General features: G+C 61.9%; 12 protein-coding genes. 7 read left to right on the top strand and 5 right to left on the bottom strand.

Features of this window, described 5'->3' with window-relative positions; all coding sequences use genetic code 11:
• Window positions 1-46 precede the first annotated feature (46 nt).
• Window positions 47-1,501, bottom strand: a complete 1,455-nt coding sequence (thiI, locus tag UB48_RS02405; protein WP_045193902.1) for a tRNA uracil 4-sulfurtransferase ThiI — start codon at window positions 1,499-1,501, stop codon at window positions 47-49.
• A 330-nt stretch (window positions 1,502-1,831) separates the two neighbouring features.
• Here thiI and glnA point away from each other — a divergent pair, with 330 nt between their 5' ends.
• The 4 genes from glnA to ntrC all read left to right on the top strand — a co-directional run bounded on the left by glnA (window position 1,832) and on the right by ntrC (window position 7,045).
• The gene (glnA, locus tag UB48_RS02410) at window positions 1,832-3,238 is read left to right on the top strand and encodes a glutamate--ammonia ligase (RefSeq protein WP_038997584.1); all 1,407 of its coding nucleotides are present in this window, start codon (window positions 1,832-1,834) and stop codon (window positions 3,236-3,238) included.
• A 144-nt stretch (window positions 3,239-3,382) separates the two neighbouring features.
• Window positions 3,383-4,270, top strand: coding sequence for a chorismate mutase (locus UB48_RS27180; protein ID WP_082075374.1), 888 nt, complete (start codon window positions 3,383-3,385; stop codon window positions 4,268-4,270).
• A 256-nt stretch (window positions 4,271-4,526) separates the two neighbouring features.
• Window positions 4,527-5,612: a nitrogen regulation protein NR(II) gene (gene glnL, locus UB48_RS02425; protein ID WP_045193903.1), complete on the top strand. Its 1,086-nt coding sequence runs from the start codon at window positions 4,527-4,529 to the stop codon at window positions 5,610-5,612.
• The gene (gene ntrC, locus UB48_RS02430) at window positions 5,609-7,045 is read left to right on the top strand and encodes a nitrogen regulation protein NR(I) (protein ID WP_045193904.1); all 1,437 of its coding nucleotides are present in this window, start codon (window positions 5,609-5,611) and stop codon (window positions 7,043-7,045) included. Before glnL ends, ntrC begins: the two co-directional genes overlap by 4 nt.
• Window positions 7,046-7,347: 302 nt before the next feature.
• Here the strand turns inward: ntrC and UB48_RS02435 are convergent, their stop codons facing one another.
• A complete protein-coding gene (locus UB48_RS02435) occupies window positions 7,348-7,785 on the bottom strand; it encodes a hypothetical protein (protein ID WP_045193905.1) in 438 nt (145 codons plus the stop codon).
• On the opposite strand from UB48_RS02435, the gene UB48_RS02440 reads away from it, so the two are divergent.
• Window positions 7,784-8,239, top strand: coding sequence for a tRNA (cytidine(34)-2'-O)-methyltransferase (locus UB48_RS02440; RefSeq protein WP_045193906.1), 456 nt, complete (start codon window positions 7,784-7,786; stop codon window positions 8,237-8,239). The genes UB48_RS02435 and UB48_RS02440 overlap by 2 nt on opposite strands.
• Before the next feature lie 50 nt (window positions 8,240-8,289).
• Here the strand turns inward: UB48_RS02440 and secB are convergent, their stop codons facing one another.
• Genes secB through UB48_RS02455 form a run of 3 tightly spaced genes read right to left on the bottom strand, consistent with a single transcriptional unit; the run spans window position 8,290 to window position 9,494 of the window.
• Complete coding sequence (gene secB, locus UB48_RS02445) at window positions 8,290-8,781, bottom strand: protein-export chaperone SecB (protein ID WP_045193907.1); 492 nt, start codon at window positions 8,779-8,781, stop codon at window positions 8,290-8,292.
• Between the two features lie 40 nt (window positions 8,782-8,821).
• Window positions 8,822-9,076, bottom strand: a complete 255-nt coding sequence (gene grxC, locus UB48_RS02450; protein ID WP_045193908.1) for a glutaredoxin 3 — start codon at window positions 9,074-9,076, stop codon at window positions 8,822-8,824.
• Window position 9,077: 1 nt separating this feature from the next.
• Window positions 9,078-9,494 carry a rhodanese-like domain-containing protein gene (locus UB48_RS02455; protein WP_010222286.1) on the bottom strand — a complete coding sequence of 139 codons (417 nt, stop codon included), beginning with the start codon at window positions 9,492-9,494 and terminating at the stop codon, window positions 9,078-9,080.
• 217 nt (window positions 9,495-9,711) lie between these two features.
• On the opposite strand from UB48_RS02455, the gene gpmI reads away from it, so the two are divergent.
• Complete coding sequence (gene gpmI / locus UB48_RS02460; protein ID WP_045193909.1) at window positions 9,712-11,247, top strand: 2,3-bisphosphoglycerate-independent phosphoglycerate mutase; 1,536 nt, start codon at window positions 9,712-9,714, stop codon at window positions 11,245-11,247.
• A 152-nt stretch (window positions 11,248-11,399) separates the two neighbouring features.
• The gene (locus UB48_RS02465) at window positions 11,400-12,686 is read left to right on the top strand and encodes a murein hydrolase activator EnvC (RefSeq protein WP_045193910.1); all 1,287 of its coding nucleotides are present in this window, start codon (window positions 11,400-11,402) and stop codon (window positions 12,684-12,686) included.
• Window positions 12,687-12,731: the final 45 nt, after the last annotated feature.

A 12,731-nucleotide genomic window follows, 5' to 3' on the forward strand; every position in this document is an offset into this window, starting at 1 on the left:
GTCGGGAGGGCGATGGCGGATGCTCCCGCCATATAGCCCCGGCGTCTTATGTCGGACGATAAACGCGCACATTGGCATGTCCCTCACTGAGCAGATGATGGGCATGCAGGCGACTCATTACTCCCTTGTCGCAATACAGCAGGTACTGGCGCGTGGCATCCAGCTCCTTGAAGCGACTGTTCAGGGCGTAGAACGGCAAGGCCTGGACCTCGATGCCGTCCAGTTCCAGGGGCTGGTCTTCCTGGGCATCAGGGTGGCGAATGTCGATCACCACCTGCCCGGCCAGCGCCTGGCTGACTTCTTCGATCTGGATATCCTGGCTGAGTTCATCGATCACGTGGTCGATGGAGATCAGCCGAGCGCGCTCCAGGGCACGCTCGAGCACCGCCATGTCGAACTGCTTCTCTTCATGCTCGAGGCGATGACGCTTGGCGCAAGTGGTCGGGTTCACCGAAATCACGCCGCAGTATTCAGGCATGTGCTTGGCGAACTCGGCGGTGCCGATCTGCTGGGCCTGGTCGATGATGTCCTGCTTGTGGCTGGCCAGCAGCGGGCGCAGCACCAGCTTCTCGGTGGCCGAGTCGATCACCGCAAGGTTCGGCAGGGTCTGGCTCGAGACCTGGGAGATGGCTTCACCGGTCACCAGGGCGTCGATCTGCAGGCGGTCGGCGATATTGGTCGCCGCGCGCAGCATCATGCGCTTGAGGGTCACGCCCATGTAGCTGTTGTCGACCTTGCCGAGGATCTCGCCGACCACTTCTTCGAACGGCACGCTGACGAACAGCACGCGCTGGCTGCTGCCGTACTTTTTCCACAGGAAGTGGGCGACTTCCATCACCCCCAACTCGTGGGCGCGGCCGCCAAGGTTGAAGAAGCAGAAGTGGGTCATCAGGCCGCGACGCATCATCTGGTAGGCGGCGACGGTGGAGTCGAAACCACCGGACATCAGCACCAGGGTCTGCTCCAGCGCGCCCAGCGGGTAACCGCCGATGCCTTTGTGCTGGTTGTGGATGACGTACAGGCGCTTGTCGCGCACCTCGATGCGTACCTCGACTTCGGGCGTGCGCAGATCGATACCGGCGGCGCCGCATTGCTGGCGCAGCTGGCTGCCGACGTAGCGGTCGACGTCCATCGAGGTGAAATCGTGGTGACCGCCGCGCTTGCAGCGTACGGCGAAGCGCTTGCCCGCCAGCAGGTAACCGAAGTGCTGCTTGCACTTGGCGACGATGTCGTCGAAATCACCCAGCGGGTATTCGTCGACCTGCAGGAAATGGGCAATGCCCGGCGTGCAGCTCAGACGCTCGGTCATCTCGCGCAGGACCTTCTCGTCCTCGATGTGAGTGATCACTTCGAGGTTATCCCAGACACCGTTAACCGCGAGCGCAGGATCGAGGTCCTTGAGCACGTTGCGGATGTTGCGGGCCAGTTGACGGATGAAGCGCTTGCGAACCGGCCGGCTCTTGATGGTGATCTCTGGGAAGACTTTTACGATTAGTTTCATGAAAAACAGCGCGCGAGGTGCCGACTAAAAAAGTGGGGCGCGGATTATAGCGGAAATTGCTCAAGCTTTGAGCAACTTTTGTACAGAAGGTTTTTCTCGCACCGTTATGGTGCATCATGGCTATTTAGCGCATCGTAAGGGTGCAGAAAAAACCGCTGATTTCAGCGAATCGGGCGAAAACGCTTGGGTTTGGGGCAAAAATCCCAACTCGGGGCACTGGCATGCAATTTGCTCCCTTGTGAGGCAGGTTGCCTTGGCCGACTATTCGCGCCCGGCATCACCCAAATTAAAGGGCTGCACAGGCAAGCTCTACCCCACCCGGAGGACACTATGTCGAAGTCGGTTCAACTCATCAAAGATCATGACGTTAAATGGATTGATCTGCGCTTCACTGACACCAAAGGCACTCAGCACCACGTGACCATGCCAGCTCGTGATGCGCTGGATGAAGATTTCTTCGAAGCCGGCAAGATGTTCGACGGTTCCTCCATCGCTGGCTGGAAAGGCATCGAAGCCTCCGACATGATCCTGATGCCGGACGACTCCTCCGCCGTGCTCGACCCGTTCACCGAAGAGCCGACCCTGATCCTGGTCTGCGACATCATCGAACCTTCGACCATGCAAGGCTACGACCGCGACCCACGCGCCATCGCCCGCCGCGCCGAAGAGTACCTGAAGACCACCGGTATCGGTGACACCGTGTTCGTCGGCCCAGAGCCTGAGTTCTTCATCTTCGACGAAGTGAAGTTCAAGTCCGACATTTCCGGCTCGATGTTCAAGATCTACTCCGAGCAAGGCTCGTGGATGTCCGACCAGGACGTCGAAGGCGGCAACAAAGGCCACCGTCCAGGCGTCAAAGGCGGCTACTTCCCGGTACCACCGTTCGACCACGACCACGAAATCCGTACTGCCATGTGCAACGCCATGGAAGAAATGGGCCTGGTCATCGAAGTCCACCACCACGAAGTGGCAACTGCCGGCCAGAACGAAATCGGCGTGCAGTTCAACACCCTGGTGAAGAAGGCTGACGAAGTTCAGACCCTCAAATACTGCGTGCACAACGTTGCCGACGCCTACGGCCGCACCGCTACCTTCATGCCTAAGCCACTGTACGGCGACAACGGCTCGGGTATGCACGTGCACATGTCCATCTCCAAAGATGGCAAGAACACCTTCTCCGGCGAAGGCTATGCCGGCCTGTCCGACACCGCCCTGTACTTCATCGGCGGTATCATCAAGCACGGTAAGGCCCTGAACGGCTTCACCAACCCGGCTACCAACTCCTACAAGCGTCTGGTACCAGGCTTCGAAGCACCGGTCATGCTGGCCTACTCGGCGCGCAACCGTTCCGCCTCGATCCGCATCCCGTACGTTTCCAGCCCGAAAGCCCGCCGCATCGAAGCGCGCTTCCCGGACCCGGCTGCCAACCCGTACCTGTGCTTCGCAGCACTGATGATGGCCGGCCTGGACGGTATCCAGAACAAGATCCACCCAGGCGATGCCGCCGACAAGAACCTGTACGACCTGCCGCCTGAAGAGGCGAAAGAGATCCCACAGGTTTGCGGCAGCCTGAAAGAAGCCCTGGAAGAGCTGGACAAAGGCCGTGCGTTCCTGACCAAGGGCGGCGTGTTCTCCGACGACTTCATCGATGCCTACATCGCGCTGAAAAGCGAAGAAGAAATCAAGGTCCGCACCTTCGTACACCCACTGGAATACGAGCTGTACTACAGCTGCTAAGCCAGTGACGCTCGCGCAAGCGGCGTAGCTCGAAAAAAGGCCTCCTTCGGGAGGCCTTTTTCATACATATTCTTCAGATATTCCCGATAGGTCAGCCTCCTGACCTCGACCATGCTGGCTCAGCAATCCACGCCCGAGCCCATCATGACCCGCACCCCGATCACACTCACCCTGCTTGCCTTGCTGACAGGCTGCAGTACCCCGCCAGCACCGCTCGAATCACAGGTGCTGCTACGCACCAACACCGCCTGGGACGGCAGCCCCTACCCGCGCTACCCCGACGGGCCAGCGGAACTGACCCTGGTTAAAATCCACGTTCCGCCTGAAACAACCCTCGACTGGCACAGCCATCCGCTGCCCAACGCCGGCTACCTGCTTGCAGGTGAACTGCTGGTGGAAACCCGCGACAGCAACAAACAGGTAAGCATCAAGGCCGGAGACGCCCTCGCCGAGATCGTCGATGGCGTGCATCGCGGGCGTACAGGCGCGCAAGCGGCCGAACTGATTGTTTTTTATGCCGGCAGCCAGGGTGTGCCGCTTTCCCAGCCCGCGCCAGCCACCACACCACTCACCGCCTTGCTCGACAGCATCGACCAGCGCCTGCACATCGCCCACGCGGTTGCCCTGAACAAATGGGACTCGGGCCAGCCAGTAGAAGCGCCTGAACGCGAGCAGCAGGTGATTGCCAATGCCCAGTCCCAGGCCCTGCGCTTTGGTGTCGACGGGCAACGGGCAGCGCTGTTCTTCGCCGACCAGATCGAAGCCAACAAGCTGCTGCAGTACAGCGCGCTGTCGCGCTGGCATGCCGTCGGCAGCGCACCGCAAACCCCGCGGGTCGATCTGGGCAGCCAGCTGCGCCCGCAGCTGGATCGCCTGCAGCGCACCCTGCTCAGCCAGTTGGCCGAGTTTGATCGCAACCGCCCGGCCCACTGCCCGGCAACCCTTGCCCAGGCCATCGCGCAACGAGCCCGAGACCCGCAGCAATCCTTGGCGCTGATCCGCGCCACCACGCATTTGTGCTCGCCGCAGTAATCCTTCCTCTATGCTCTATATTGGTGCACGCATCTGCCTGCACCTGAGCAACTCAACCCATTTTGGTTCACAAAAAGCCGTGCCTCGGGACTTTGTAGGCGTTTTACGCGCAAATACAGGTCTTAATCCGGAAATTCCGCTTCTTTTCGGAGCCTTGGTTTGCTTTTTGCATTTTCTTTGTACCAGCGGATTACCAGCGACCGCGACTTGGGCCCAGGCCGAGGTTGTATGAGCCAAAAGAGGTCAACGACGCCCCATGACCATCAGCGATGCACTGCACCGACTGCTACTGGACAACCTGACCACCGCCACCATCCTGCTCGATGCCGAACTGCGCCTTGAGTACATGAACCCGGCAGCGGAGATGCTCCTGGCCATCAGCGGCCAGCGCAGCCATGGTCAGTTCATCAGCGAGCTGTTCACCGAATCGCCCGAGGCGCTGAACTCCCTGCGCCAGGCAGTGGAACAGGCGCACCCCTTCACCAAGCGCGAAGCGCAACTGACCTCGCTGACCGGCCAGACCCAGACCGTCGACTACGCGGTAACGCCGATCCTCAGCAAGGGCGCGACCCTGCTGCTGCTCGAGGTGCACCCGCGTGACCGCCTGCTGCGCATCACCAAGGAAGAGGCCCAGCTGTCCAAGCAGGAAACCACCAAGATGCTGGTGCGCGGCCTGGCCCACGAGATCAAGAACCCGCTCGGTGGCATTCGCGGCGCCGCCCAGTTGTTGGCCCGCGAACTGCCCGAGGAAGGCCTGAAGGATTACACCAATGTAATCATTGAAGAGGCCGACCGCCTACGCAACCTGGTCGACCGCATGCTCGGCTCGAACAAGCTGCCGTCGCTGGCCCTGACCAATATTCATGAGGTGCTGGAGCGGGTCTGCAGCCTGGTCGAGGCCGAAAGCCAGGGTGGCATCACCCTAGTGCGCGATTACGACCCGAGCCTGCCGGACGTGCTGATCGACCGCGAACAGATGATCCAGGCGGTGCTCAACATCGTGCGCAACGCCATGCAGGCCATCAGCGGCCAGAATGAGCTGCGCCTGGGCCGCATCAGCCTGCGCACCCGGGCCATGCGCCAGTTCACCATCGGCCACACCCGTCACCGCCTGGTGGCCCGCATCGAGATCATCGACAACGGCCCGGGCATCCCTGCCGAGCTGCAGGAAACCATCTTCTACCCCATGGTCAGCGGCCGCCCGGACGGTACCGGGCTGGGCCTGGCCATTACCCAGAACATCATCAGCCAGCACCAGGGCCTGATCGAATGTGACAGTCACCCTGGCCACACCACCTTCTCGATCTTCCTGCCGCTGGAACAAGGAGCCACCGCCTCATGAGCCGAAGTGAAACTGTCTGGATCGTCGACGATGATCGTTCCATCCGCTGGGTGCTGGAAAAAGCCCTGCAACAGGAAGGCATGACCACCCAGAGCTTCGACAGCGCCGACGGGGTCATGAGCCGCCTGGCCCGGCAACAGCCGGACGTGATCATTTCCGACATCCGCATGCCCGGCGCCAGCGGCCTGGACTTGCTCGCGCAGATCCGCGAGCAGCACCCGCGCCTGCCGGTGATCATCATGACCGCCCATTCCGACCTCGACAGCGCGGTGGCGTCCTATCAGGGCGGCGCCTTCGAATACCTGCCCAAGCCATTCGATGTCGACGAGGCGGTATCGCTGGTCAAGCGCGCCAACCAGCACGCCCAGGAGCAACAGGGCCTGGACGTCGCCCCGAGCCTGACCCGCACCCCGGAGATCATCGGCGAAGCGCCGGCAATGCAGGAGGTGTTCCGCGCCATCGGCCGCCTGAGCCACTCCAACATCACCGTGCTGATCAACGGCGAGTCCGGTACCGGTAAAGAACTGGTCGCCCACGCCCTGCACCGTCACAGCCCGCGGGCGGCGTCGCCGTTCATCGCCTTGAACATGGCGGCGATCCCCAAGGACCTGATGGAATCGGAACTGTTCGGCCACGAGAAAGGCGCCTTCACCGGCGCTGCCAACCTGCGCCGCGGACGCTTCGAGCAGGCCGATGGCGGCACGCTGTTCCTCGACGAGATCGGCGACATGCCGGCCGATACCCAGACCCGCCTGCTGCGGGTGCTGGCCGATGGTGAGTTCTACCGGGTAGGCGGCCATGTGCCGGTCAAGGTTGATGTGCGAATCATCGCCGCCACCCACCAGAACCTGGAAACCCTGGTGCAGGCCGGCAAATTCCGCGAAGACCTGTTCCACCGCCTGAACGTGATCCGCATCCACATCCCGCGCCTGGCCGATCGTCGCGAAGACATCCCGACCCTGGCCCGCCACTTCCTCGGCCGCGCCGCCCAGGAACTGGCGGTGGAGCCCAAGCTGCTCAAGGCCGAAACCGAGGAGTTCATCCGCAACCTGCCGTGGCCGGGCAATGTGCGTCAGCTGGAGAACACCTGCCGCTGGATCACGGTGATGGCCTCGGGACGCGAAGTGCATATCGGCGACCTGCCGCCCGAGCTGCTCAACCTGCCGCAAGATTCAGCGCCGGTGACCAACTGGGAACAGGCCCTGCGCCAATGGGCCGACCAGGCCCTGGCCCGTGGCCAGTCGAGCCTGCTCGACAGCGCCGTGCCGAGCTTCGAGCGGATCATGATCGAGACCGCCCTCAAGCACACCGCCGGCCGCCGCCGCGATGCCGCAGTGCTGCTGGGCTGGGGCCGCAACACCCTGACGCGCAAGATCAAGGAGTTGGGGATGAAGGTCGATGGCGGCGACGAGGAAGGTGACGACGAGGCCTGACCTGTGGGAGCTGGCTTGCCAGCGATCGAGCGCGAAGCGGTCGTCCGGCCTGTAGAGTGCACAGACTGCATTGACCTCATCGCTGGCAAGCCAGCTCCCACAAGATTGCAATTTGCCCCATTGATGCACCGACCCTGCTATCGGTGCACCGCCTGAAGGCACAAATCCCCGGCAAAACCCCGCCTAACCCCTTAAAACCCGCCATTTCCCGCACTGCAACAAAACTGGCACACACCCTGCATTAGTATCAGTACTTCCAGTTTTGGGGACCTTGGTACAGGCAGGCCGGGGAATCCCCTCTTTTATTCGCGCAGTTTCACCTGCACCCGCCAGCGTCCGCCCTCCTCTGCACCGGCCCATTCGCCATGCAGAGGGCGGGCCGCGACCAGGGTCACAAGCAAGCCGCCGTCACTGTGTTGCACCCGCCAGCTCACCGGTTTGCCCTGCAACTGCAACTGACCCCGCGCAACCTTGCCCTCGGCCTCGAACAGCAGCGCCAGGGTACCTTCGACTTCTTCGCCGTGCAGTTTGGGCTCTTCGTTGAACCACAGGTTCAACCCCGCCTCGACCACCTCGACCTGCTCCAGCACCCGTGGCTCTGGCGCAGTCAGGCGACCGATCATCAGCCCCACCAGCATGCCGAACAGCGCCAGGGAAAACAGCACGCGCGGCCATAGCTGCGAACGCGGGTCCGGTTCAGGAGTAGAATGCTCGACATCTTTATGTTCGGAGCCGTGCATGTTTCACGTCATCCTCTTTCAACCAGAGATTCCGCCGAATACCGGCAACATCATCAGACTGTGCGCCAACAGCGGCTGCCACCTGCACCTGATCGAGCCGATCGGCTTCGAGCTGGACGACAAGCGCTTGCGCCGGGCCGGTCTGGACTACCACGAGTATGCCACGCTCAAGCGCCACCCAGACCTGCCCAGTTGCCTGGAAAGCCTTGGCCAGCCGCGGCTGTTCGCCTTCACCACGAAGGCCTCGCACCCTTACCACGAAACCACCTTCCAGCCGGGCGACGCTTTCCTGTTCGGCCCGGAAAGCCGTGGCCTGCCGGCCGAGGTGCTGGACAGCCTGCCCGCCGAGCAGCGCCTGCGCCTGCCGATGCGCCCGGGCTGCCGCAGCCTGAACCTGTCCAACACGGTGGCGGTGACGGTGTACGAAGCCTGGCGCCAGCAAGGGTTTGCCTGAGCCAAGAAAAAAGCGCCCCGAGGGGCGCTTTTTGCTTCATCGCAACAGGCTTATTGCAGCGAAGGGGCTTCGCCAGCTTCCTGCATGCGTTGCATTTCCTGAGCGTACAGGGCGTCGAAGTTGACCGGCGAGAGCATCAGCGCCGGGAACGAACCACGGGTCACCAAGCTGTCCAGCGCTTCACGGGCGTACGGGAACAGGATGTTCGGGCAGAACGCGCCCAGGGTGTGGCTCATCGACGCCGGGTCGAGGTTCTTGATCAGGAAGATACCGGCTTGTTGCACTTCAGCGATGAAGGCCACTTCGTCGCCGTTCTTCACGGTCACCGACAGGGTCAGCACGACTTCGTGGAAGTCGCCTTCCAGGCCTTTCTGCTTGGTGTTCAGGTCCAGGGCAACGCTTGGTTCCCACTGCTGACGGAAGATCGCCGGGCTTTTTGGCGCTTCGAACGACAGGTCGCGCACGTAAATGCGCTGCAGGGAGAATTGCGGAGCGTTGTCGTCGGCTGCGGCTGCGGCGTCGTTGTTCTGTTGATCAGTCATGACAGATCCTTCTTTCCAGAGTCTTTAATGGGTTTCTGATTCAGGCCTTGAGCAGCGCATCGAGCTTGCCGGCGCGCTCCAGGGCATACAGGTCGTCGCAACCGCCGACGTGGGTGGAGCCGATCCAGATCTGCGGCACCGAGGTACGACCGGCCTTCTGGCTCATTTCGGCGCGCACCTGAGGCTTGCCATCGACCTTGATCTCTTCGAAGGCCACGCCTTTGCTTTCAAGCAGGTATTTTGCCCGCGAGCAGTAAGGGCAGTAATCGCTGGAGTAGACGATGACGTTGCTCATGTCACTTCACCAACGGCAGGTTATCGGCCTTCCAGCTCGACACGCCGCCCGACAGCTTGGCAGCGGTAAAGCCGGCCTTGAGCAGTTCGCGCGCGGTGGTGCCGGCGTGCTGGCCCATGGCGTCGACGATGATCAGGGTCTTGTTGGCCTTGTGCTTTTCCAGCTCGCCGATGCGCGCGGCGACCTTGTCCTGGGGAATGTTCACGGCGCCCACGATGTGACCGGCGGCGTAGTCCTTGCTCGAACGGATGTCGATCACCAGGCCCTTGTCGGCGTTGACCAGCGCGGTCAGTTCGCCAGTGCTGAGGCTGCGGCCGCCCTTGCGTGCTTCGGTGACGATCAGCAAAACCAGCAGAACGACGAAGATACCGACCAGCAGATAGTGATTTGTTGCGAATTCAATCAGGTGAGCAACCATCGGAGGGTGTTCCAGGCCATTAAAAATGTTGGCCAGTATACACAGCCCCCAAGGTCGGCCAAAGCCCGCCGGGCAGGGTTATCGCCAGTAATTCTCATTGCCGGGCTACAGCCCGTCGGCCCGCGCCGTCGGGCCTGCAAGGTTAATTCGTCATTCGTGGCCAATTTGCCCTAAAATGCGTGTCTTTATCATCTGAACAACCGTGAGTGTGGGATTGATGACGAGCACGCCAAAACCCTTGGTCCTGATCATCCTCGATGGTTTCGGTCACAGCGAAAGCCACGAATACAACGCCATCTATTCGGCCAACACGCCAGTCTACGATCGCCTGCGCGCCACCCAGCCGCACGGCTTGATCTCCGGCTCCGGCATGGATGTCGGCCTGCCGGACGGGCAGATGGGCAACTCCGAGGTCGGCCACATGAACCTCGGTGCTGGCCGCGTGGTTTACCAGGACTTCACCCGGGTGACCAAGGCGATCAAGGACGGCGAGTTCTTCACAAACCCCGTGCTATGCGGCGCGATCGACAAGGCCGTCGGCGCCGGCAAGGCGGTGCACATCCTTGGCCTGCTGTCCGATGGCGGCGTGCACAGCCACCAGGACCATCTGGTGGCCATGGCCGAGCTTGCCGCCAAACGCGGTGCCGAGAAAATCTACCTGCACGCCTTCCTCGACGGTCGCGACACCCCGCCGAAAAGCGCGCAATCCTCGATCGAACTGCTCGACGCCGCCTTCGCCAAACTGGGCAAGGGCCGCATCGCCAGCCTGATCGGCCGCTACTACGCCATGGACCGCGACAACCGCTGGGACCGCGTATCGGCTGCCTACAACCTGATCGTCGACAGCAGCGCCGAATTCACTGCCGACACCGCCCTGGCCGGCCTTGAAGCCGCCTACGCCCGCGACGAGAGCGACGAATTCGTCAAGGCCACGCGCATTGGCGAAGCGGTAAAGGTCGAAGACGGCGACGCGGTAATCTTCATGAACTTCCGTGCCGACCGCGCCCGCGAGCTGTCGCGGGTGTTCGTCGAACCGGACTTCAACGAATTCCCACGGGCACGCCTGCCAAAACTGGCTGCCTACATCGGCCTGACCCAGTACTCGGCAAAAATCCCCGCCCCGGCCGCCTTTGCCCCTGGCAGCCTGAACAATGTGCTCGGCGAATACCTGGCGAAAAACGGCAAGACCCAGCTGCGCATCGCCGAAACCGAGAAGTACGCCCACGTCACCTTCTTCTTCTCCGGTGGTCGCGAAGAGCCGTTTGAAGGCGAAGAGCGCATCCTTATCCCGTCGCCGAAGGTCGCCACCTATGACCTGCAGCCGGAAATGAGCGCACCGGAAGTCACCGACCGCATTGTCGAAGCCATCGAGCAGCAGCGTTACGACGTGATCGTGGTCAACTACGCCAACGGCGACATGGTCGGCCACAGCGGCGTGTTCGAGGCCGCGGTCAAGGCCGTCGAGGCCCTGGACCTGTGCGTCGGGCGCATCGTCGAGGCGCTGGACAAGGTCGGCGGCGAAGCGCTGATCACCGCCGACCACGGTAACGTCGAGCAGATGGAAGACGAATGCACCGGCCAGGCGCACACTGCGCACACCACCGAGCCGGTGCCGTTCATCTATGTCGGCAAGCGCAAGGTGCAGGTCCGCGAAGGCGGCGTGCTGGCCGACGTGGCGCCGACCATGCTCAAGCTGCTGGGCCTGGAAAAACCGGCAGAAATGACTGGCACCTCGATTCTGATCGACGGCTAGAGCCGTTAGCGACAAGCTGCAAGCCGCAAGAAAGAGCCCATTGACCCGCTTTTCTTGCCGCTTGTGGCTTGCCGCTTGTAGTTAAAGCCGTTTTTTTTGCCGCCTATGGCGGGCATACTAGGCCAGTCTCTATGCCTGGTGCCGCCCACCCCATGTTTCGCGCCCTGATCGTACTCGCCCTGTCTTGCCTGCTCAGTCCGGCTTTTGCCGATGAGCGCGCGCAAACCCAGCAGCAACTGGACGCTACGCGCCAGGACATTGCCGAGCTGAAAAAGATGCTTGGCAAGCTGCAGGAAGAAAAATCCGGCGTGCAGAAAGACCTGCGCTCAACCGAAACCGACATCGGCAAGCTGGAAAAGCAGGTGGAGGCCCTGCAACTCGAACTAAAAAAGACCGAAGGCGAACTGGATCGCCTTGATACCGAGAAAAAAAAACTCCAGAGCGCCCGCATTGAACAGCAACGACTGATCGCCATCCAGGCCCGTTCGGCCTACCAGAATGGCCGCGAGGAGTACCTGAAGCTGCTGCTCAACCAGCAGAATCCGGAAAAATTCGCCCGCACCCTGACTTATTACGATTACCTGAGCCAGGCACGCCTGACCCAGCTGCGTAATTTCAACGAGACCTTGCGCCAATTGGCCAACGTCGAAAAAGACATCAACCTGCAGCAGGCCCAGTTGCTGGCCCAGCAAGGCACCCTCGACAGCCAGCGCCAGGCGCTGGAAAAAGTCCGCACCGAGCGTAAAGAGGTGCTGGCCAAGCTCAACAACGACGTCAAGGCCCGCGACCAGAAGCTGCAGGCCCGCGAGCAGGACCAGGCCGACCTGAGCAAGGTGCTCAAGACCATCGAGGAAACCCTCGCCCGTCAAGCCCGCGAGGCCGAAGAAGCACGGCAAAAAGCCCTGCTCGCCGCCCAGGAAGCGGAAAAACAACGCCAGCGCGAAGCCCTCGCCGCCAACAGCAGCGACGCGCCGAAAAAGCCCAAGGCGCTTCCCGGCCCGCTGGTGTCCAGCAGCGGCGAAACCTTCGGCGGGGCTTTTTCTGCTGCACGGGGAAAACTTCCATGGCCCGTCAATGGTCGATTGCTGGCACGCTTTGGCGAAACCCGCGGCGATGACTCACGGGCCAAGTGGGACGGGGTAATGATCAGCGCCTCCCAAGGCAGCCAGGTGCGCGCCGTGCATGGCGGCCGGGTAGTGTTTGCCGACTGGTTGCGCGGCGCTGGACTTCTGGTCATTCTCGACCATGGTAATGGTTACCTGAGCCTGTACGGCCATAACCAGAGCTTGCTCAAGAGCGCCGGCGATGTGGTCAAGGCCGGTGAGGCCATCTCCACCGTCGGCAACAGCGGTGGCCAGGACAGCTCGGGGCTGTATTTCGCCATCCGCCAGCAGGGCCGCCCCAGCGACCCCGCACAATGGTGCCGTGCCCAGGGATAGGCAACCCCCCTTATTTGACGGCGTAGCGCAACTTCGGGCTGCGCC

It is taken from the genome of Pseudomonas sp. 2(2015) (assembly GCF_000955865.1).
In the GTDB taxonomy this organism is placed as follows: Bacteria; Pseudomonadota; Gammaproteobacteria; order Pseudomonadales; family Pseudomonadaceae; genus Aquipseudomonas.

Coding starts and splice junctions, on each gene's coding strand:
- grxC (WP_045193908.1), bottom strand. CDS start 9,076: ATGAGCAACGTCATCGTCTACTCCAGCGATTACTGCCCTTACTGCTCG.
- UB48_RS02455 (WP_010222286.1), bottom strand. CDS start 9,494: ATGGTTGCTCACCTGATTGAATTCGCAACAAATCACTATCTGCTGGTC.
- ntrC (WP_045193904.1), top strand. CDS start 5,609: ATGAGCCGAAGTGAAACTGTCTGGATCGTCGACGATGATCGTTCCATC.
- glnA (WP_038997584.1), top strand. CDS start 1,832: ATGTCGAAGTCGGTTCAACTCATCAAAGATCATGACGTTAAATGGATT.
- thiI (WP_045193902.1), bottom strand. CDS start 1,501: ATGAAACTAATCGTAAAAGTCTTCCCAGAGATCACCATCAAGAGCCGG.
- UB48_RS02465 (WP_045193910.1), top strand. CDS start 11,400: ATGTTTCGCGCCCTGATCGTACTCGCCCTGTCTTGCCTGCTCAGTCCG.
- UB48_RS27180 (WP_082075374.1), top strand. CDS start 3,383: ATGACCCGCACCCCGATCACACTCACCCTGCTTGCCTTGCTGACAGGC.
- glnL (WP_045193903.1), top strand. CDS start 4,527: ATGACCATCAGCGATGCACTGCACCGACTGCTACTGGACAACCTGACC.
- UB48_RS02440 (WP_045193906.1), top strand. CDS start 7,784: ATGTTTCACGTCATCCTCTTTCAACCAGAGATTCCGCCGAATACCGGC.
- UB48_RS02435 (WP_045193905.1), bottom strand. CDS start 7,785: ATGCACGGCTCCGAACATAAAGATGTCGAGCATTCTACTCCTGAACCG.
- gpmI (WP_045193909.1), top strand. CDS start 9,712: ATGACGAGCACGCCAAAACCCTTGGTCCTGATCATCCTCGATGGTTTC.
- secB (WP_045193907.1), bottom strand. CDS start 8,781: ATGACTGATCAACAGAACAACGACGCCGCAGCCGCAGCCGACGACAAC.